Consider the following 19,165-nt stretch of genomic DNA (forward strand, 5'->3'; position numbering starts at 1 on the left):
GGCCCTCCCCCGTCCCGAGGGCGCGGAGGACCGGATCCCGCGGCTCACGCTCTGGACGCCTGCCGACCACATCATCGACTCGATCTGTCGCCATGTGATCGAGACCCTGCAGGGTCTGGCGAGGCGCGCTCGACGGACGACCCCCTATGCGCTGCTGGCGGATGCCGTCGCGGCGCTGCACGTGCGCCCGCTTCTCGAACAGCGTCACCGGGGAGAAGCGGAACGCGCGCTCGCCAACGTCGACCTGTATCTCGAGCAGGCGCATCCCTATTCGGTCCGCGGACTTCGGGCGTTCGCACGGCACATGCGCCAGATGTGGGAGGATGACGAGAGGCAGGCCGAGGGCCGGCCGGACGCCGAAGCCGAGGCGGTCCAGGTGATCACCATGCATTCGGCCAAGGGTCTGGAGTGGCCGGTCGTGATCCCGATCAATACCATGACCGCCTTCGTCAAGCGGCGCGGGCCGCTGATCCGGCGGAACGATGACACACTTCACATGCGCCTCGGCGGCATCTTGCCAGCCGCCTACACCGAGGTCGAAGCGTTCGAGGATACCGAGGAAGAGCGTCAGCAAGTCCGGCTGTGGTACGTGGGCGTCACCCGGGCCCGGGATCTCCTGGTCGTCCCGAGACTCTCACAGCTCCCGAAGCAGGCATGCTGGATGAGCAGGATCGACCTCGGTCTGGCGGAGCTGCCGGCGGTCGAGCTGGATCGCTGGGCGGAGACCATGCCGGCGCGGGAAGCCGAGCCGGCCAATACCCAGGATCGCGAAACCTTCGCCCGGGAGGCGGCCGCGATCAAAGCGATGCACCGGTCGGTGACCTGGCGCCAGCCAAGCCTTCACGAAGGCGAGGCCTCCGCCGAGGTGGAGCCAGTCATCGTGGCGGCGTCGGAAGAAGAAGAGCGGGCCGTTCCTCAGATACGTGGTGGCACCGCCCGCGGGCTGGTGTTGCACAAGCTCATCGAGGAGATCCTGACCGGCGAGGCCGACGATGCTGACGTCGCGATGACGGAGCGCGCCAGCGATTTGCTCGGCCAACTTGGGGTCGAGATGTCCGAAGATCCAGCTACGGGGTACTCACCGGCCGAGATCGCCACGAGCGTGGCACGCGCGCTGGCACTGCCCGAAGTCGCGGCAGTGAGGCCCCGCCTCCTCCCAGAGCTGCCGGTGGCAGCCACGATCCTGCAGGGCGACCAGGAGGTCGCGACCTCCGGCATCGCCGATGCAGTGGCGGCCGACGACACCGGTCGCATCGACACGGTCATTGACTGGAAGTCGGATGTGGACCCCACCAGTGCGCAACGTGCGCTGTACCGAGAGCAGGTCCGCGACTACATGGCCGTCGTCGGCGCGAGACACGGTCTGATCGTCTACGCGACGGAGGGTTCTGTCGATCCAGTGGCTCAACGTACCGGCCCGGCCGGCCCGTGAGGCGATTGCACCGGCCTTCGGCTGGTGCGAACCCAGCTCACCCTGGTGCACGGTCACACCCGCCTAGTTGGCACGAGCGGTCGCATGCTCGGCAAAGGAGCCTGTGAGGATGTCGATGCCTGCGGATCCAAGTGAGACCTACGTCGACTGCTGCCGGCAGGCCTTCCTGCGCCTCGCGAAGCGCAACCGGACCAGCACGCACAATCCCGACGGGATGTTCCTGTTCGGCTTCGTCGACGACCATCTCGACGCGTTCCGTGCCGCAGTGCCTGTCGCGCTCCGCCAGACCGGGCGGCCGTTCACGATCGTCGACTGCGCCGGGAAGACCTTGCTTGCCGTGTATACCGAGATCATCACCGATCTTGGACAGCCGGCGCCCAAGAGGCGTGATCGCTATTCAGCCGGCAAGGCACTCGAGGCGGCGCTGACCAACAGCGCGCATACCATCGTGATCAGTCGACTATCCGAACTGAAGGCCAGCAGGCGGTTGACGGCGGGAGTCGCGCGTCATTTAGTCAAGATCCTGGACGATGCTCACTACCGAGATGTGCGGGCGTTTGGAGACGTGCTCTTCATCGACCGCGCAAGTTTCCTCGAGCGAGGGTGGGACTGGTTCGGCCCCTACCTGCAGCTGGTGGGGCCACCGGACCCACTGCGTGAGTTTCTGGACAAGCACTCCTCGGGTCCGGGTGGTCGTCCATGGCTCACACCGGTGTAGCCGCTGACGGCAGGACCCCGGCCGGCAGCGTTCGGCCGTCGGCGTCGAACCAGCGGGTGCGCCGCCCGGTCGCGCTCAACAGCGAGGCCGCGGTCAGGCCAGCGCCGGCGGGGACCGGCACGGCCAGCGCGATCACCGCCGACGGCGTGCCCGGGCCGTAGCACAGCGGCCATACCACCTGCTCGAACACCGTGTGCCCGCGCTGGACCTGGCCGTCGATCGCCAGGGCAACGGCGGCGTGAGCGCCCACCGGCCGACCCGAGACGACGACGTCGTCGACCCGCTCGCGGATCGCGCGCGCGATCTTGGCGGGCCAGGCCGCCAGCGGCCGGCCGGTGAGATCGCGGCCGAGCGATGTCGCCCACTGGGTGCCGAACAGCCGGTACCGATAGTCGCAGCTCCCCGGGTCCCATTGCAGGATCGCCAGGGCGCCGAGCCACGGCCTGAGGTCCGCGGGCGCGAAGCGGCCGCGCTCGAGGACCAACGCCGGGCCGGCAAGGGCGCAGGCCCAGTCGGCGAAGGCGGCCGCGGCGGATGTCTCCAGGAGGCGTCGCAGCCCGGCGATCGACGCCAGGGCAGGCCCGCCGACCGCTGCGGCGTCGGTGGCCGGCCTCGCAGGCGGGTCGATTTCGACCGGGTCCATGGTGCCCCCTCCCTGCGCAGAGCATGGCACGGTCGTGGTTGACAGTCGCTTAATGCGAGCCTGGCATGCGTCAATCGATCAGGCGCCGCTGGTGCCGCCGACCCGGGACGACCCGTGTTGTCGTGCTGGTGCCGGCCGGCGGCGCCGATCGGCCGACGCGGTGCGCGCAACAAGTGTTGTGGAAACCACACCCGAGGCCAGAATTTCCTTGAAAAGTGCAGCCCTGGATATCATAGTCCAGGTCTGGACATTGGAGATCGAAATGCCAATCCCGGCACGAGAACAGCACCAGGCGATCGAGCCCGGCCCCCTCATCCTCGAGGCCGACCGGTTCTCCGGCGGTAACCGTCGGCGCCTGAGCGGCCCAGGCATGCGCACCTTCCTCAGTATCGCGGACGTCTGGGGTCTGAGCGAAGCCGATCGCCTGCGTGTGCTCGGATTTCCCGGCAGGTCCACCTACTACGGCTGGGTCTCCCGCGCGAGGGCAGGGCAGGATCTCGAGCTGTCGGTCGACACCCTGCTGCGGATCTCGGCGGTCCTCGGTGTCTGGAAGGCGCTCCGGATCCTCTTCGACACTGACGTCGAGGGCGTCGCCTGGCTCACAGGCCCCAACGACGCTCCGACCTTCGGAGGTCAGCCCCCCATGCGCTTGGTGACCGCCGGGACCCAGGACGGGCTGATGCTCGTGCGCCGGTACCTCGACGGCATGCGCGGCGGGGTCTTCGCCGCACCGAACGCGGCCGACGCCGACTTCAAGCCGCTCACGGACGACGACATTGTGTTCGTCTGATGGTGCTCGCGACTGCCGAAGTGCCCGGCACGACCCTCCGGCTCATCCCGTCTCAGTTTCCGCCGATCGCGACCTTCGACGTCGTCACATCGGCCAGCGACCTTCAAGACGTCATGGAGCTCGAAGGCTGGACCAACGACCGGCTTGTCGTGGAGCGCCTGGACAGGCTTCCCAGAGGCCAGTGGGTGTTCGGCGTCCCGAACGCGAGCATCGTCATGGCGTCCTTCCTGCACGTCTCGCCCGACGGCATGCGCTTCAACACCGGCGCGCTGGGCGCCTGGTACGCAGCCCTGGCCCTGTCCACGGCGGCGGCGGAAGTCGCCCACCATCTTCGTCGCGAGGCCGTCTTCAGGCGCCGACGCGAGATCCGGCGGAAGTACCGCACCTACGCGGCGACCCTCGACGGCTCCTACGTCGACATCCGCGGTCCCGGTGCCGGCCATCAGGATGCCCTGAGCCCCGGCTCCTATGCCGCCTCGCAGTCGCTCGGGGAGACGATCCGGGCGAGCGCGCACGCCGGCATCATCTATGACAGCGTTCGCCACGACGGCGGTACCTGCGTCGTCGCCTACCGGCCCCGCAACGTTCGAGACGTGACGCTCGGCGCCCACTACGAGATCACGGCACCGGTCGAAGGCCGGATCGTCGTCAGGACCCTCAACCGGTCATGAGCGATCCGCAGGACAGCGAAGCCCTGGCCAGGCGCCTGGAGTGCCACCTCGACTACCGGGTGCTGCGCCGGGTCAAGACGCGCGACGTCTTCGCCGACCCCGTCGGCGATACCAAGATCGGCGTCCTTCTCGACACCGAGACCACCGGCCTCGACCGGCGCGAGGATAAGGTGATCGAACTGGCGATGATCGCCTTCGAGTTCGACGATCGCGGCCAGGTCTGCCAAGTCCGCGATCGGTTCCAAGGCTTCAACGACCCGGGCCGCCCGATCCCGGCTGATGTGGTGGAGTTGACCGGAATCACCGACGCCCTGGTCCGTGACCGCATCATCGACCGCGACGCGGTCGCCCGTCTCGTCGGCCCGGCCGTGGTCGTCATCGCCCACAACGCCGGCTTCGATCGCCGGTTCGCCGAACGCCTGCACCCGGTGTTCTCGACGAAGGCCTGGGCCTGTTCGCTCGCCGAGGTGCCCTGGATCGAGGCGGGCATCGCCAGCGCAAAGCTCGACTACCTGGCCATGCGCTACGGGCTGTTCCACGACGGTCACCGCGGCCTCGCCGACTGCGAGGTCCTGCTGGAGATCCTGTCGCGGCCCCTGCCCGGCTCGACGGATCCGACCCTGAAGCGTCTCCTCGACACCGCGCGGCAGCCGACCTGGCGGGTATGGGCGCTCGAGAGCCCTTTCGACATGAAGGACCGCCTGAAGGCCCGGGGCTACCGCTGGAGCGACGGATCGGACGGCAACCCGCGGGCTTGGTATCGCGACGTCGTCGACGCGGCCCTCGAGGCGGAGAAGCAGTACCTGACGACGGAGATTTACCCCCACCTCTACATACCCCGGTGTGTTCGCGTCACCGCATTCGACCGCTTCTCCGAGCGCGTTTAGCCCCGGCCGCGGTTTCCGTACCACTTGCCCCAAAAGTAGCGGTTCTTCAGACAGGGCGGCCGAGATACGGCGGCCATATCGAACGGCTCATCGGGACGCACATGGGCGCCGTCCACATGCTGCGCGGAACGACGTTTTCCAGCGTCGCTCGAAAGGCGAGTATCCCTCGGAGGCACGCGCCACCAGGACCCTGTCCGAGCTCGAGCGCTGGATGGCCTACGAGATCCTCGCCAAGTACCATCATCGGATCCCCGCCACATTAGAGAGACCGCCCTCAGCGCTCTGGGAGGACATGACCGCGGGGATCTTGTTGCATCAGCCCCGCCGGCCGGCCGAGTTCCTCGCGTCCCTGCCCGATGATCTGTTCCTCGGTGAGCCTGCTCTTCCCGCATCGTCCGTCTCCTGGTGACGGACTCTCGTATCCTGTACGCGCTCATTCACCACTGCCGGCCGCCAGAAACCGGTCGATCACGTTGCGGGTGATCTGCTGAGTATAGAAGTCGCCCTTGGCGAGGCCCGTCAGCCACTCGCAGCTGCCGGCGGTGAACACCTCGCCCCTGCCGCGGCGCATCGACACCACCATGCCGCAGCCGTAGCGGTGGCGGTCGATGCCCTCGGGGTCGGTGGTGCCGAACATCGCCGCCTTGCGGGCGAGGCCGGCGTCCTTGAGGTAGTAGCGGAAGCCCTCGCCGTCATGCATGTCCTCCACGAACATCGCCGGGGCCATCGCCAGGATCTCCAGCCCCTCCGGCGCGCCGTCGGTGTGGGTCGGATACGGCAGGCCGTCGCGGAAGGTGTAGTCCAGGCCATCGACCTCGTAGGCGAAGATCCCGGCCTCGCCGCCGATCACGTCGCCGTAGTGGGTGTCGGTGCCGGCAAATGCCCAGTGCCGGTGCCGGTAGACGGTGAAGCCGCGGCTGCCGCGCGGCACGAAGCCGCCCCAGGAGGCGTACACCCCGCGCATGCCGTTGACGCCGAAGGTGGCCGCTCCCGGCCAGTTCACGGCCGGATCCTCCCAGGCGCAGGTCAGCCGGTCGGCCGCGGCGCCGCCGGCGACCGGATCCTCGTCATGGGCGCGCGCCTTGTAGCAGACCTGCCGGCGGCCCTCGTCCTCCAGGCGCACCTGCCACAGGAAGTTGCCGGCGAAGCGGGCCATGCGGCCGCCCGCCTCGACGAAGGCGTCGACGCTGCGGCGCATCTCGGCGGTCCAGTACTCGTCGTGGCCGACGATCACCGCGGTGCCGTAGCGCTGCAGGATCTCCGGGCGGTAGTGCAGGTCGCTCTGGGTGATCATGTCGAAGGCGTAGCCCTCGCGTTCGGCCCAGACCACGAAGTGACGGTCGAACTGCGCCCAGCCGGCCGACGCGAAATACTGTGCGAAGCCGTTGGTGTAGGCCCATTCCTTGGTCGGGTAGCGCGGCGCCTCCCAGGGACCGCGCTTGACCGGGTCGCACAGCCGCGGCGCCCCCGGCGGCAGCCACACCAGGCCGCGGGTCCACGGCCGCTGGAAGCTCAGCTCCGGCGAGAACTGGTTGCCGTCCGGGCCGTCGATGCCGTCATAGGAATTCGCCCCGCCCCAGTCGTTGTAGGCGATCCAGGTCGAGGTCGGCAGGATCAGCAGGAAGCGGCCCTTCGCCGGCTCGGGATCGGCCGGCGTCACCACGAAGAAGTGGTGCTGCACGAAGCGCGAGCCGCCGCCCTGGTCGCAGCTCGACACCACCCGGTAGAAGCCGGAGCCGAGGTCGGCCGGCAGGGTCCAGCGGTACGCCACCGGCCAGCCGCAGCCGGTGCGGTAGGCCTGCTCCGGTGTCGGATGGAAGGCGCCGGGCAGGTCCGCCGCCTCATGCACCAGCACCGGCCTGGCGCCGTCGCGCCAGATCTCCAGCGACCACCGGCCGGCCGTGCTGCTGCTGTGGAAGCCCACCTCCGCACCGGGCGCGTAGGACATGGCATCGGTGTAGGTGTAGACCTCCGGCACCGCCGGGTCCTCGCGCGGCGCCTCGTACCAGTGCGACAGGTGCCAGGCCTCGCCCGGGTGCATCACCGTGGTCTGGCGCGGCCGTACATGCATCGGGCCGTATTCGGGGGTACGGCGGTCTTGGGTCATGGCGGCGGTCCTCCGATCAGGCCAGCGGCGGGCGGCGATCGGCCCAGGGGCGGTCTTCCTCGAGCACCGCGGCGAGCCGCAGCATGTCGAGGTCGCTCCACCACGGCCCGACGATCTGCAGCGAAGTCGGCAGCCCGTCCGAGGCCCAGCCCGACGGCACCGACACCGCCGGATGGCCGGTCAGGTTGAACGGGTAGGCATAGGGCGACATGCCCTCGCGGGTGATGCCGTTCGGCTGGCCGTCGACCTCAACCTGGCCGTGCGCGGCGTCGAAATCGACCGGCAGTGCGGTGCGCGTCAGGGTCGGCGACATCAGCACGTCGTAGCGCTCGAACAGCCCCTGGATGCTGCGGAACAGCCGGGTGCGGGCGTATTGCGCGGAGCGGAAATCGGCCAGCGTGTAGGCCTTGCCCCACTCGATGAAGGCCAGCAGCACCGGGTCCATGCGGTCACCCCATTCCTCGACATACTTGCCGAAGGCGACGGCGATGTTGCCCTGATACATCGCCCGGCCGGGCTTCTCGATCCAGTCGATGGCGTCGGCCACCTCCTCGACCACGGCACCACGCGCCTGGTAGACCGCGAGTGCGGCCAGGGTGTTGGCCTCGACATCGCGCGCGACCAGCCGGTTCGCCATCCGCGGGAAATAGCCGATGCGCAGGCCGGCGAGGTCGCGGCCGAGCCAGCGCGGCGTCAGCCGGCCGAAGTCGGGGGCCGCCAGGGTCCACGGGTCGCACGGGTCGGCCCCCACCAGGGTCGACTGCATCAGCGCCGCGTCGGATACCGTGCGGGCGAGCGGCCCGGCGGCGGCATAGCTGGAGAACGCGTCGACCGAGCCCTGGAACGGCACCGCCCCGGTGGTCGGCTTCAGGCCCACGACGCCGCAATACGCCGCCGGGATCCGGATCGAGCCGGCGCCGTCGGTGCCGAGGCCGAGCGGCCCGATGCCGGCCGCGACCGCTGCCGCTGCTCCGCCGCTCGACCCGCCGGCGTTGCGGCCGAGGTCCCAGGGGTTGCGGGTGATGCCGAAGCTCGGGCCGTCGGTCATGCCCTTGTGGCCGAACTCCGGCGTCGTCGACTTGGCGAAGACCACGGCCCCGGCGGCGCGCAGCCGGGTCACCAGCACGTCGTCGTGGTCCGGCACGTTGTCGGCGAAGATCGCCGAGCCGTGCGTGGTGCGGATGCCGGCGGTGGCGAATAGGTCCTTCACATGCACCGGCACGCCGTGCAGCGGGCCGAGCCGGTCGCCCGCCATGACCGCCCGCTCGGCCGCCCTCGCCTCCTCGCGGGCGCGCTCGGCGCACACCGTCATGAACGGGTTCAGGCGTGGCTGCTGCGCCTCGGCATGCGCCAGCACCGCGTCGAGATACTCGACCGGCGACAGCTGGCGGCGGCGGATGCGGGCGGCCGCCTCGGTCGCCGGCATGAACAGCAGATCGGTCGGTGGCGGCATGGTGGCGGATCCTCTCGGGGGTCAGGCGGCGTCGTGGAGATGGCAGGCGGCGCTGTGCCCGGGCGCGATCTCGCGCAGCCGCGGCGGCTCGCTGCGGCAGCGCTCCATGGCGTGCGGGCAGCGCGCGAACAGGCTGCAGCCGGGCGGCCGGTCGAGCAGGCTCGGCACCTCGCCCTTGATCACCGGCGGCCGCTCGCGCCCCACCACCGGGCGCGGCACCGCGGCCAGCAGGGCGCGGGTGTAGGGGTGCTGCGGCGCTGCATAAAGCAGGCGCTTCTCGGCGACCTCGACGACCTCCCCGGCATACAGCACCGCCACCCGCCGCGACACGCTGCGCACCACCGCCAGGTCGTGGGCGATGAACAGGTAGCTGAGGCCGAGGCGGTCCTGCAGGTCGAGCAGCAGGTTGACGATCTGCGCCTGCATCGAAACGTCGAGCGACGACACCGGCTCGTCGCACACCACGAAGTCGGGGTTCAGGGCGAGCGCCCGGGCGATCACGATGCGCTGGCGCTGGCCGCCGGAGAATTCGTGCGGGAAGCGCTCGGCGAAGGACGCCGACAGCCCGACCATCTCCAGCAGTTCGGCCACCCGATCGGCGCGGTCCTTGCGCGAGAAGCCGCCGGCGATGTCGATCGGCTCGGCGATCGAGTCGCTGACCCGCATACGCGGGTCGAGCGAGGCGTGCGGATCCTGGAACACGAACTGCAGTCGGCGGCGCACCTTGGCCAGCCGCTTGCGGCCGCCCGGCCCGGTGACGGTCTCGCCGAACAGCCGGATCTCGCCCGCGCTCGCCGGCAGCAGGCCGACAAGCATGCGGCCGATGGTCGACTTGCCGGAGCCGGATTCGCCGACCAAGCCCAGGGTCTCCTCGCGCCCGACCTCGAAGCTGACGCCGTTCACCGCCCGCAGCAGCAGCCGGCCGCCCTTCGGCGCGCGGCCAACGTCGAAGGTCTTGGCGAGGTCGCGGACGCGCACGATCGGCGCATCGCTCATATCCGTACTCACGGCTTCGCTCATGGCCCGCCTCCCAGTGCGGCGGCACGCGGCGGGCAACGCACCTTGCGGTCGGCCGAAACCGCCAGAATCGGCGGCGGCGGCGCCGTCCGGCAGGCCGGCTCGGCATAACCGCAGCGCGGGCCGAAGCGGCAGCCGGCCGGGCGATTGCCGGGATCCGGGATGTTGCCGGGGATGGTCGACAGCCGGACCGCGTCATCGTCCAGGCTCGGGATCGCCTGCAGCAGCCCCTCGGCATAGGGATGGACCGGCCGGGCGAACAGCGCGGCGGCCGGCGCCTCCTCGACCACCTGGCCGGCATACATGACGATGACCCGCTCGGCGAACTCGGCGATCAGGCCGAAGTCGTGCGAGATCAGCATCACCGACATGCCGAGCTCGGCTTGCAGGTCGCGCAGCAGCTCCAGGATCTGCGCCTGGATGGTGACGTCGAGGGCGGTGGTCGGCTCATCGGCGATCAGCAGCTGCGGCCGGCAGGCGATGGCGATGGCGATCATCACCCGCTGGCGCATGCCGCCGGACAGCCGGTGCGGGTACTCGTCGACCCGGCGGCCGGCATCGGGGATGCGCACCAGGTCGAGCAGCTCGATCGCCCGCCGCCGGGCCGCCGCCCGGTCGAGGCCCTGGTGGATCCGCAGGGTCTCGCCGATCTGGTCGGCGATGGTCAGCACCGGGTTCAGCGAGGTCATCGGGTCCTGGAAGATCATCGCGATCTCGCCGCCGCGCACCGCGCGGATCTCGCGCTCCGAGAGGGTCAGCAAGTCGCGGCCCTGCCACAGCACCCGGCCGGTCGGCAGCCGGGTGGTGCGCCGCGCGTGCAGCCGCAGCAGCGACAGCGCGGTCACGCTCTTGCCGCTGCCGGACTCGCCGACCAGCCCCAGGCTCTCGCGGGCGCCGAGCGCGAAGCTCACCCCCTCGACGGCGCGCAGCCAGCCGGAATCGCCGCGGAACTCGACGGTCAGGTCCTCGACCTGCAACAGCGGAACCGTCATGGCCTCAGCTCTCGATCTTCAGCCGGGGGTCGAGCACGTCGCGCAGCCCGTCGCCCAGCAGGTTCATGCCCAGCGCCGCCAGGCTGATGCCGAGGCCGGGGAACAGCATGATCCACCACGCCTCGACCGAGTAGTCGCGACCCTCGGAGACGATGTTGCCCCAGCTCGGCGCCGGCGGCGGCGGGCCGATCCCGAGGAAACTCAGCGCCGCCTCCGCCAGGATCGCGTAGGCGAAGATGAAGGTCAGCGAGACCAGCAGCGGGGCCAGGCAGTTCGGCAGCATGTGCCGGAAGATGATGCGGCCGGCGCCGGCGCCGCTGACCCGGGCGGCGTCGATGTAGTCGAGCTCGCGGATCACCAGGCCGGATGCCCGCACGATGCGCGCGGTGCGCGGCACGTAGGCCGCGGCGAGCGCGATGATCACGCTCTGGATCTGCGGCCCGAGCGCGGCGTTGATGCCGATCGCCAGCAGGATCGCCGGGAACGCCAGCAGCGCGTCGGTGAAGCGCATCAGCAGCGAGTCCAGCGGCTTGTAGTAGGCCGCGGCCAGCCCGAGCAGCGCACCGCCGATCGCCGCCAGCAGCGAGGCCGTGAAGCCGATCCACAGCGACAGCCGGGCGCCGTACAGCACGCGGGTGAAGACGTCGCGGCCGAACATGTCGGTGCCGAAGGGGAACTGCCAGGACGGCGGCCGGAAGCGGTAGCGGATCTGCATCGCCGTGGGCTCGATGCTGGTGATCACCGGCGCCAGTGCGGCCGCCAGCACCAGGACGGCGACGATCACGAAGCCGATGCGGAACGAGCGATGCCGGAACAGCCGGCGGGCCAGGACGAAGCGGCGGCGCGCCGGCAGCGCCTGGGCGGTCGGACCCGCGACTGTCGCGTCAGTCATAGCGCACCCGCGGGTCGACGGCGGTGTAGATCAGGTCGATCATCACGTTGATGAACACGAAGGCGAAGCCGAGCAGCAGCATGGTGCCCTGCACCAGCGGGTAGTCGCGGGCCATGATCGCCTGCACCAGCAGCCGGCCGATGCCCGGCAGCGCGAACACCTGCTCCACGATCACCGAGCCGCCGATCAGCAGGCTGAGGATGTAGCCGGACACCGTGATCACCGAGACCAGGGTGTTGCGGAAGGCGTGCTTGGCGACGGTCTGCCACTCGGTCACGCCCTTGGCGCGGGCGGTGCGGATGTAGTCCTGGTCGAGGACCTCCAGCATCTCCGAGCGGGTCATGCGGGCGAGGAAGCCAATCTGGAACAGTGCGAGCACCACCGCTGGCTGGATCAGCGCCGCCAGCCACGGCCACAGCCCCCTGTCGATCGGCACGTAGCCAGCCGAGGGCAGCCAGCCCAGGGTGACGCTGAACAGGATCACCGACAGGATGGCGACCCAGAAGTTCGGCAGCGACACGCCGACCAGCGCCACCGCCATCACCCCGGCGTCGAACCAGGTGTCCCGGAAGCAGGCGGCGATCACGCCCAGCGCGATGCCGACCGGAATGGTGATCACGAACGACACCAGCGCCAGCGACAGGGTGACCGGCAGCCGCTCCGCCACCGCCGACACCACGCTTTGGTTCAGGATCAGCGAGGTGCCGAAGTCGCCCTGCAGCAGATGGACGATCCACAGCACCAGCTGCTCGAGCACCGGCCGGTCGAGGCCGAGCTGCCGGCGCACCCGCTCGATCGCCGCCGGGCTCGCCTGGTCGCCGGCGATGATCACCGCCGGGTCGCCCGGCAGCAGGTGCATCAGGAAGAAGGTCAGCACCGCCACCAGGAACATGACCGGGACGGCCTGGGCGAAGCGGCTGGCGATGATGCGGGTCATGAGGCTTCCGTGCTGGTCGCCGCCGGGCGGGGCGCGGGCCGGGCGGGCGGGCGGGGGCCGGGCAGGCGAGGACCGGCCGGGACACCCTCCCGGCCGGCCCGGCGTCCCTACTTGCGGTACACGTCCCAGAAGTTGGTCATGTAGTACGGCCGCACGCCGCCGAACTTGGTCTTGTTGTAGGCCTTCACCGCACCACGGTCGGAGACCTTAATCATGTAGGCCTGGTCCAGCACGCGCTGCTCGATGTCCAGCCAGGCGTCCTTGCGGTCCTTCAGGTCGAGCGACGAGAAGAACTTGGCGTAAGCGTCGTCGAGAACCTTGTCGTCCTTAACGTGCGGGAAATTGTAGATCATGGTCTTCCACTGCTGCGGGCCGAGCAGCGGATTGGAGCAGAAGCCGGTGGTCGAGACGTTCCAGCCGCCGGTGCCCTTCTGCATGTTCGAGGCATTGGTGGTCCAGTCGACGATGTCGACGTCGACGTTCATGCCGGCCGCCTTCATCTGCTCGGCCAGCACCAGCACCGCGTCGCGCATGTAGCCGTAGCTGGTGTTCGACTGCAGGACGATCTTCTCGCCCTTGTACCCGGCCTCCTTGAGCAGCGCCTTGGCCTTCTCGGGGTCGTTGTTGTCGTAGCGGCCCTCGGTAACCTTGCCGCCGTAGTACTCGCCGTCGGGATACACCATCGAGTGGTTGCGCCGCGCGCCGCCCCCGGTGACCGCGATGATCTCGTCGACCGCGACGACGCTGCGGATCGCCTGGCGGACCAGCGGATTGTCGGTCGGCGCCTGTTGCGAGTGCACGATGAAGTACTGCTGGCAGTACGGGAACACCGTCGACACCTCGATGTCGGGACTGCTCTCCAGCCGCTTCATCAGGTCCGGCGGGATCAGTGCGGCGAAGTCGGCCTCGCCGGTCTGCAGGGCGGCGATGCGGGCGTTCGCCTCCGGCACGAAGTTGTAGCGGATGCTGTCGAGATAGGCGGTGCGGGCGCCGGCGAAGCCGTCCGGGCCCTTGCGCTCGTCGGCGACGTAGCCGTCGAAGCGGTTGATGACCAAGTGGCTGTCCTTCATCCACTCGCCGAGCTTGTATGGGCCGGTGCCGACCGCGTCGATGCCGCGGGCCGGCTTGTCCTTCTGGTCGGCCGGCAGGATCACGAACGGGTAAACCGGCGTCTTCAGGACGTCGACGAACACCGAGTTGGTCGTCTTCAGCTTGACCACGAAGGTGTAGGGATCCGGCGTCTCGTAGCTCTCGACCTCGGCCAGTGCGGAGGCGTTCGGGCTGACCTTGGCGTAGCGCTCGAAGGTCGCCTTCACGTCGGCCGAGGTCAGCTCCTGGCCGCTGTGGAACTTGACGCCCTTGCGCAGCTTGAAGGTGAAGGTCTTGCCGTCGGGTGCGACGTCGATCGACGTCGCCAGCAGCGGCTTGGTGGCGTAGGTCTCGTCGATGGTGACGAGGCCCTCATACATGTGGTGGACCACCTCCAGGTCGACCATGCTGGCCGAGACCTGCGGATCCAGCGTGCCCGGGCCGGACGTGTTCGCGTAGACCAGCGTTCCGCCCTTCTTCGGCGCCGCCTCGAGCGCCGCCGGGACGGCCGCCGCCAGGAACGCGCCGGCGAACGCGGCAGCCAGGGCGCGCCGCAACGTCGCCCGCCGCAACATCTTACGTCTCTGCATTGTCACCTCCTGCTGAACGCGGATCGGATGGGACCCTCTCGCCGCGTCGGCGCGGCCCCCGGGGTCCTTCTGCGTCGACCGCGCGGGCGGCCGGCGACCGTGAGAGCGAAACTATAGAATATATCATATTGGGCTGGCAATCGCGGGAGCCACATCGCGGGAGCCACCTCATCCCGCGGGCCGCAGCACCAGCCGCGCCGCGGCACTGGCGTCGACCGCCGCCGCCGTGTAGGGCGCCGGCACCATCTCGCCCTTCGCCCAGAGGGCGTTCTGGTCGCCGTAATGCGGGCTGCCGGGATGCCCGGAGGCGCCGTGGAACACCACCCAGCGGCTGTCGTCCCAGACGCCGACGTCGAAGGCGTAGCGCGCCACCGGGCCATAGGATGCCGCCACCCCGCCGCTCGCATAAGCGCCGTTGGCGCACACGCAGTCGCCGTCGCCCGCCACCTCGTCGCAGACCGGGTCGAGACCGGCCGCCGCATCGGGGAACAGCGCCGACAGCGGATGGACGAAGCGCGGCCGGTGCAGCTCGCCCCAGGTCGCGAGCGGGTCGCGCCCGGCCGCCGTCGCCAGCGCCTCGCGCGCCACCGCGCCCCAGTCGGCGCCGTCGAGCAGCGACGTGTCGCCGGCCCGCACCAGGTTCGGCAGTGTCCACCACAGCTGATTCATCGGCGGGATGCCGGGTGCGACCTGCGCGAACCGGTCGGCCGCCGCCTTGTCCAGGCTGGAACGCCGCAGCAGGATCCGCGTCATCTCGCGCCGCACCAGGTAGTAGGCGGCGGCCGCCGTCGAGCCGGCGTCCATCCGGCCGTCCCAGGCCTGAAGCAACCGGCGCCAGCGTCCGGCCTCGCTGTCCGCCGGCGCCGCCGTCATCAGGGCGCGCAGCTCGAGTGCTGTGCGGCTCAGCGTGTCGCGGTGGATCGCGGCCATGTCGTCGACGCCGGCCGCCGTCAGCGCCTCGAGCCGGGCCCGCACCCGGTCGGCCCGGTAGGTCGGATGGCAGTCGGTGCAAAGATAGTCCGGGTGGTCGTTCGGCACGATCCGGTTGTTGGCGGTGACCACGCGGCCCGACGGCGGATCGATCTCGCGCGGCATGCGCTCCCACGGGATCATGCCCCGCCACTCGTGGTCGCCGGTCCAGCCCGGCACCGGCAGCCAGCCGTTCAGGCGGTCGCGGTCGGGGACCACGGCGCGGACCAGGGTGCCGATGCGGCCCTCGACATCGGCAGCGACCAGGTTGTGGTCGATCAATCCCCAGCCGCGGGTCGCCTCGTAGAACGCCGACACCGCCGCGGCCTTCAGCATCGGGATCAGGCAGTCGAGCGAGCGGTCGGTGTCGTCGACCTGAACCGAGCGCAAGGCGACGGCGTGGCCCGACGCCGGGTCGCCGACGATGACCGGGCCGTGCCGCGTCGTGGTGACGGTCACCCGCACCGGCTCCGCACCGCGCACCGCCACCGTCTCCTCGCGCAGCACCGCGTCCTGCCATTCGCCGCGGAACAGGTAGCGCGTGGGGTCGGCCGGATCGAAGCGCTCGACGTAGAGGTCGTGGATGTCGGCGAAGGCGTGGGTGACGCACCAGGCGACGCGGCCGTTGTGGCCGAAATGCGGGAAGCCGGGCACGCCGGGCACGGTCAGCCCGAGCGCGTCGAAGGCGTCGCAGGCGATGTGCAGCTGCGTGTACATGTTCGGAATCTCGAACGCGCGGTGCGGGTCGCCGGCCACCAGCGGCCGGCCAGACGCGGTGTGCCGCCCGGCGAGCGCCCAGTTGTTGCTGCCGCCGTCAGTCGCTTCCGGCCCCGCCATGGCGGCCAGCGCCTGCAGCGCCGGGGCGAGGTCCTGCAGCGAGGCGATCCAGCGCCGCCCGCTCTCGCCCTGCGGTACCACGAAGCCGTCGGGCCCGCCGTCGTCGTAGCGCAGCTTCGCCACCGCCTCCGGGCCGATGCTGCGCAGTGCTGCGGCACGCCAGAGCTTGAACCACACCGAGCCCATCAGCAGCCCGCGCTGGCGCATGACCGCCACCGACTGCCAGGGCTCCCATGGCTCAGGTGCCGCCTCAAGCAGCGCATACTCGACCGGCAGCACGCCGCCGGCGATGAAGGCGTTCACCCCCGCGGCGTAGCGCTCCAGCATGGCGGTGGTCTCGGCGTTCAGCGCGGCGGCGTCGCGGCGCGAGGCGCCCTCGATGTCGAGGCGGCGCGACAGCACATCCATCGCCACCCCCGCCTGCCCGACCCATTCCGCATAGCGCCCGACCGCACGGCGCCGCGCCGCGTCCATCTGCCAGAGCCGATCCTGCGCGTGCACATAGCCGGTCGCAAAGAACGCGTCGCCGGCACCGGCGGCGCGGATGTGCGGCACGCCCCAGCGGTCGCGGATGACGGTCACCGGCGCGTCCAGGCCGGCGAGGTCGAGGGTGCCGTCGACGGGCGGCAGCGCGGAGGCGGTGTTGACGGGCATGGTCGACGCTCTCGTGTGGAAGGGGCGACCCACCGCGAACATGGCGGCTCACAGGTCCATATGATATATTCTACAGCAGAGCGTGGCGTCGGAGTCGAGCCCCGGTGTTTGGATCAGGATTGCCGTCGATGGATGCGGACAACAGGCCGGCGTCGGACGAACCCTGGGCGCGGCGGCTGGAGCCGCCCCAGGATCCCGCCATCCGGTCGCTGGAGCGGCTGGACGCGTCCAGCCTGTCGGAGCGCGTCTACTCGCAGCTGCGCGCCGCCCTTATGCGCGGCGAGCTGGTGCCTGAGCAGCGCCTCAAGATCGGCGACGTCGCCGAGCGGCTCGGCACCAGCGAGACCCCGGTGCGCGAGGCGTTCTTCCAGCTCGCCCGCGAGGGTGCGCTGGAGATCAAGCCGCGACACTATGTGCGGGTGCGGCGGCTCAGCGCTGGCGAGTACCTGCAGGTCCGCGACATCCGCCTGCAGCTGGAGCCGTTGGCCGCCGAACGCGCCCTGCCGCACATCCGCCCCGAGGACGTGGCGGCGCTGCGGCGGGTGCACGCGCGCCTGGTCGAGGCCGAGGCGACGAAGGACTATCCGGCGGCGGTGCAGGCCAATTTCGAGTTCCACTTCGGCCTGTACCTGCGCTCCTCGATGCCGATCCTGATCGAGACGCTGGAGAGCCTGTGGGTGCGCGCCGGGCCGCTGTTCAACTTCCTCTACCCGCACGGGCACCCCACATATGACGGCCCGCACCAGCACGAGACCGTGCTGGCCGCAATGGAGCGCCAGGACAGCTACATGCTGCGCGAGGCGATCCGCCAGGACCTGATCGAAGGCGGCCGCAACTTCGTGCGGCACCTGCAGGCGATGGAAGGGGCCGGAGCGGCAAAATGAGCGGCGTGGACAGGCGGAGCGTTTCCTCCTGTCCTTCGTGGCTCGCCGCGATGCGGGGCGCACCTCAGAGCCTGAGAATCTTTCGCCGGGGTGCTTTTAGAGCGCTTGGATGGTGCCGCGTATCGTGATTCGCTACCCGAGTGATATCGGAGGTGGCGATGTCGGACGACGGACTATTCGAGGAACTCCCGGAAGCTCGCAAGCCTGAGACCGGGACGGCGACTGGTCGGCCGCGGCTTCGGGAGCCGCAGCGCGATCAGATCGAGCTGCGGGCTGTCGATCTGGACAGCCTGCTCGGCTCGGATCATCCGGCTCGGGTGATCTGGAGCTATGTCGAGCGCCTGGATCTGAGCGATCTGGAGGCTGCGGTGAAGGCGCGCGAGGGGCGCCCGGGCCATCCCGCGATCTCGCCGCGGCTTCAGCTTGCGCTGTGGCTTTACGCGGCCAAGGACGGTGTCGGCAGCGCGCGTGCGCTGGCGCGTCTGTGCGAGCAGCACGATGCCTACCGGTGGCTGTGTGGCGGGGTGTCGGTGAACCCGCACACGCTCTCGGACTTCCGGGTTGGTCACGGAGCCCTGCTGGACCGGCTTCTGACGGAGAACGTGGCGGCCCTGATAGCGGCCGGCGTGATCGACCTGCGGTCGCTGGCGCAGGACGGGATCCGGATCCGGGCGAGTGCGGGGGCGGGATCGTTCCGACGGCGAGCGCGGCTGAAGGAGCATCTGGCGGCGGCTCGCGATCTGGTGGCGCAGCTGAAGCGCGAGGTGGACGCCGATCCGGCGGTCAGCAGCCAACGGGCAGTGCGAGCGCGGGAGCGGGCGGCGCGGGTGGAGGCGGCGTTGCGGACGCTGGACGAGGTCGAGGCGCAGCGCGAGCAGCGCCGGGAGATCACCGGCAAGAACGAGAAGAAGAAGGAGCCGCGAGCCTCCACCACCGACGCGCAAGCGCGGGTGATGAAGATGGCCGACGGCGGGTTCCGACCGGCTTACAACGTCCAGGTGATCAGCACGGTCGGGGCGCCGATCGTGGTCGACGTGCAACCGGTCACCACCGGCTCCGACCGGGGCCTGCTGCGGCCCGGGCTGGAGCGGCTGCGACGCCGGTTCGGCCGGCTGCCGGAACGCTACCTCGCCGACGGCGGCTTTACCGCTGCCAATGCCATCGAATGGGCGCACAGCCAGAACGTCGAGGTCTACTGCGCGCCATCGAACTCCAAGCACGGCACCGATCCTTACGCTCCGCGCCCTGCTGACGGCCCGGGAGTGCGGACCTGGCGCGAGCGCATGGCCAGCGAGCCCGGCAAGGCGATCTACAAGGACCGCCCGATCAGCGAATGCATCCACGGCGACTGGCGAAACAGCAAACTCTGGCAGTTCACGGTCCGCGGCGTCGAGAAGGTCACTGCCGCCATGCTGCTCCACGCACTCTCCACCAACATCTTGCATGGCAACCGAATGCAGCAGGCCCTCACCGCATGATCGAGCCCTGATCGAGCGCATCGGCCGACCGCAGCCGGTGCCCCCTCGTACGAGCCGAAGGCGGCGCCCCACCCGCTCGCCGGCCCCAAGGGATCGACATTGAGCCGGATCGCCCGCCAACTCTC

At 70.1% G+C, this 19,165-nt stretch carries 17 protein-coding genes; 8 read left to right on the plus strand and 9 right to left on the minus strand.

What is annotated here, in order from left to right; genetic code table 11:
• Both RIC31_RS01850 and RIC31_RS01855 read left to right on the plus strand, forming a co-directional pair.
• Positions 1-1,432: 3'-5' exonuclease (locus RIC31_RS01850; protein WP_350100596.1), on the plus strand; the 1,432-nt coding region annotated here is incomplete at its 5' end.
• 109 nt (positions 1,433-1,541) lie between these two features.
• Positions 1,542-2,150 carry a hypothetical protein gene (locus RIC31_RS01855; RefSeq protein ID WP_350100600.1) on the plus strand — a complete coding sequence of 203 codons (609 nt, stop codon included), beginning with the start codon at positions 1,542-1,544 and terminating at the stop codon, positions 2,148-2,150.
• Here the strand turns inward: RIC31_RS01855 and RIC31_RS01860 are convergent.
• Positions 2,137-2,793: a PAS domain-containing protein gene (locus RIC31_RS01860; protein WP_350100606.1), complete on the minus strand. Its 657-nt coding sequence runs from the start codon at positions 2,791-2,793 to the stop codon at positions 2,137-2,139. The two genes, RIC31_RS01855 and RIC31_RS01860, sit on opposite strands and share 14 nt — an antisense overlap.
• Positions 2,794-3,055: 262 nt before the next feature.
• On the opposite strand from RIC31_RS01860, the gene RIC31_RS01865 reads away from it, so the two are divergent.
• From RIC31_RS01865 to RIC31_RS01880, 4 genes are all read left to right on the plus strand, one after another.
• Positions 3,056-3,583 carry an MbcA/ParS/Xre antitoxin family protein gene (locus RIC31_RS01865; RefSeq protein ID WP_350100620.1) on the plus strand — a complete coding sequence of 176 codons (528 nt, stop codon included), beginning with the start codon at positions 3,056-3,058 and terminating at the stop codon, positions 3,581-3,583.
• Positions 3,584-3,585: 2 nt separating this feature from the next.
• On the plus strand, positions 3,586-4,254 hold the full coding sequence (locus RIC31_RS01870; protein ID WP_350100625.1) for an RES family NAD+ phosphorylase: 669 nt from the start codon (positions 3,586-3,588) through the stop codon (positions 4,252-4,254).
• Positions 4,251-5,141: a 3'-5' exonuclease gene (locus RIC31_RS01875; RefSeq protein ID WP_350100631.1), complete on the plus strand. Its 891-nt coding sequence runs from the start codon at positions 4,251-4,253 to the stop codon at positions 5,139-5,141. Before RIC31_RS01870 ends, RIC31_RS01875 begins: the two co-directional genes overlap by 4 nt.
• Positions 5,142-5,352: 211 nt before the next feature.
• Positions 5,353-5,550 carry a hypothetical protein gene (locus RIC31_RS01880; RefSeq protein WP_350100636.1) on the plus strand — a complete coding sequence of 66 codons (198 nt, stop codon included), beginning with the start codon at positions 5,353-5,355 and terminating at the stop codon, positions 5,548-5,550.
• Between the two features lie 24 nt (positions 5,551-5,574).
• On the opposite strand, the gene RIC31_RS01885 is transcribed toward RIC31_RS01880, so the two are convergent.
• The 8 genes from RIC31_RS01885 to RIC31_RS01920 all read right to left on the minus strand — a co-directional run bounded on the left by RIC31_RS01885 (position 5,575) and on the right by RIC31_RS01920 (position 16,678).
• Positions 5,575-7,248 (minus strand): N,N-dimethylformamidase beta subunit family domain-containing protein, encoded by a 1,674-nt coding sequence (locus RIC31_RS01885; protein WP_350100645.1) that lies wholly within the window; start codon positions 7,246-7,248, stop codon positions 5,575-5,577.
• A 16-nt stretch (positions 7,249-7,264) separates the two neighbouring features.
• Positions 7,265-8,701 carry an amidase gene (locus tag RIC31_RS01890; RefSeq protein ID WP_350100651.1) on the minus strand — a complete coding sequence of 479 codons (1,437 nt, stop codon included), beginning with the start codon at positions 8,699-8,701 and terminating at the stop codon, positions 7,265-7,267.
• Between the two features lie 21 nt (positions 8,702-8,722).
• Complete coding sequence (locus RIC31_RS01895; protein ID WP_350100661.1) at positions 8,723-9,721, minus strand: ABC transporter ATP-binding protein; 999 nt, start codon at positions 9,719-9,721, stop codon at positions 8,723-8,725.
• Positions 9,718-10,710: an ABC transporter ATP-binding protein gene (locus RIC31_RS01900; protein WP_350100671.1), complete on the minus strand. Its 993-nt coding sequence runs from the start codon at positions 10,708-10,710 to the stop codon at positions 9,718-9,720. The genes RIC31_RS01895 and RIC31_RS01900 overlap by 4 nt, the downstream gene beginning before the upstream one ends.
• 4 nt (positions 10,711-10,714) lie before the next feature.
• Complete coding sequence (locus RIC31_RS01905; protein ID WP_350100678.1) at positions 10,715-11,602, minus strand: ABC transporter permease; 888 nt, start codon at positions 11,600-11,602, stop codon at positions 10,715-10,717.
• A complete protein-coding gene (locus tag RIC31_RS01910) occupies positions 11,595-12,539 on the minus strand; it encodes an ABC transporter permease (protein WP_350100686.1) in 945 nt (314 codons plus the stop codon). Before RIC31_RS01910 ends, RIC31_RS01905 begins: the two co-directional genes overlap by 8 nt.
• A 107-nt stretch (positions 12,540-12,646) precedes the next feature.
• Positions 12,647-14,218, minus strand: coding sequence for an ABC transporter substrate-binding protein (locus tag RIC31_RS01915; RefSeq protein ID WP_350100692.1), 1,572 nt, complete (start codon positions 14,216-14,218; stop codon positions 12,647-12,649).
• Between the two features lie 168 nt (positions 14,219-14,386).
• Entirely contained in the window at positions 14,387-16,678 is a 2,292-nt protein-coding gene (locus RIC31_RS01920; protein ID WP_350100697.1) for a penicillin acylase family protein, read from the minus strand.
• 128 nt (positions 16,679-16,806) lie between these two features.
• On the opposite strand from RIC31_RS01920, the gene RIC31_RS01925 reads away from it, so the two are divergent.
• Both RIC31_RS01925 and RIC31_RS01930 read left to right on the plus strand, forming a co-directional pair.
• Positions 16,807-17,562, plus strand: coding sequence for a GntR family transcriptional regulator (locus RIC31_RS01925; protein WP_350100704.1), 756 nt, complete (start codon positions 16,807-16,809; stop codon positions 17,560-17,562).
• A gap of 158 nt (positions 17,563-17,720) precedes the next feature.
• Complete coding sequence (locus tag RIC31_RS01930; RefSeq protein ID WP_350100710.1) at positions 17,721-19,040, plus strand: IS1182 family transposase; 1,320 nt, start codon at positions 17,721-17,723, stop codon at positions 19,038-19,040.
• Positions 19,041-19,165: the final 125 nt, after the last annotated feature.

The organism is Thalassobaculum sp. (genome assembly GCF_040219615.1).
Classification (GTDB): Bacteria; Pseudomonadota; Alphaproteobacteria; order Thalassobaculales; family Thalassobaculaceae; genus Thalassobaculum_A.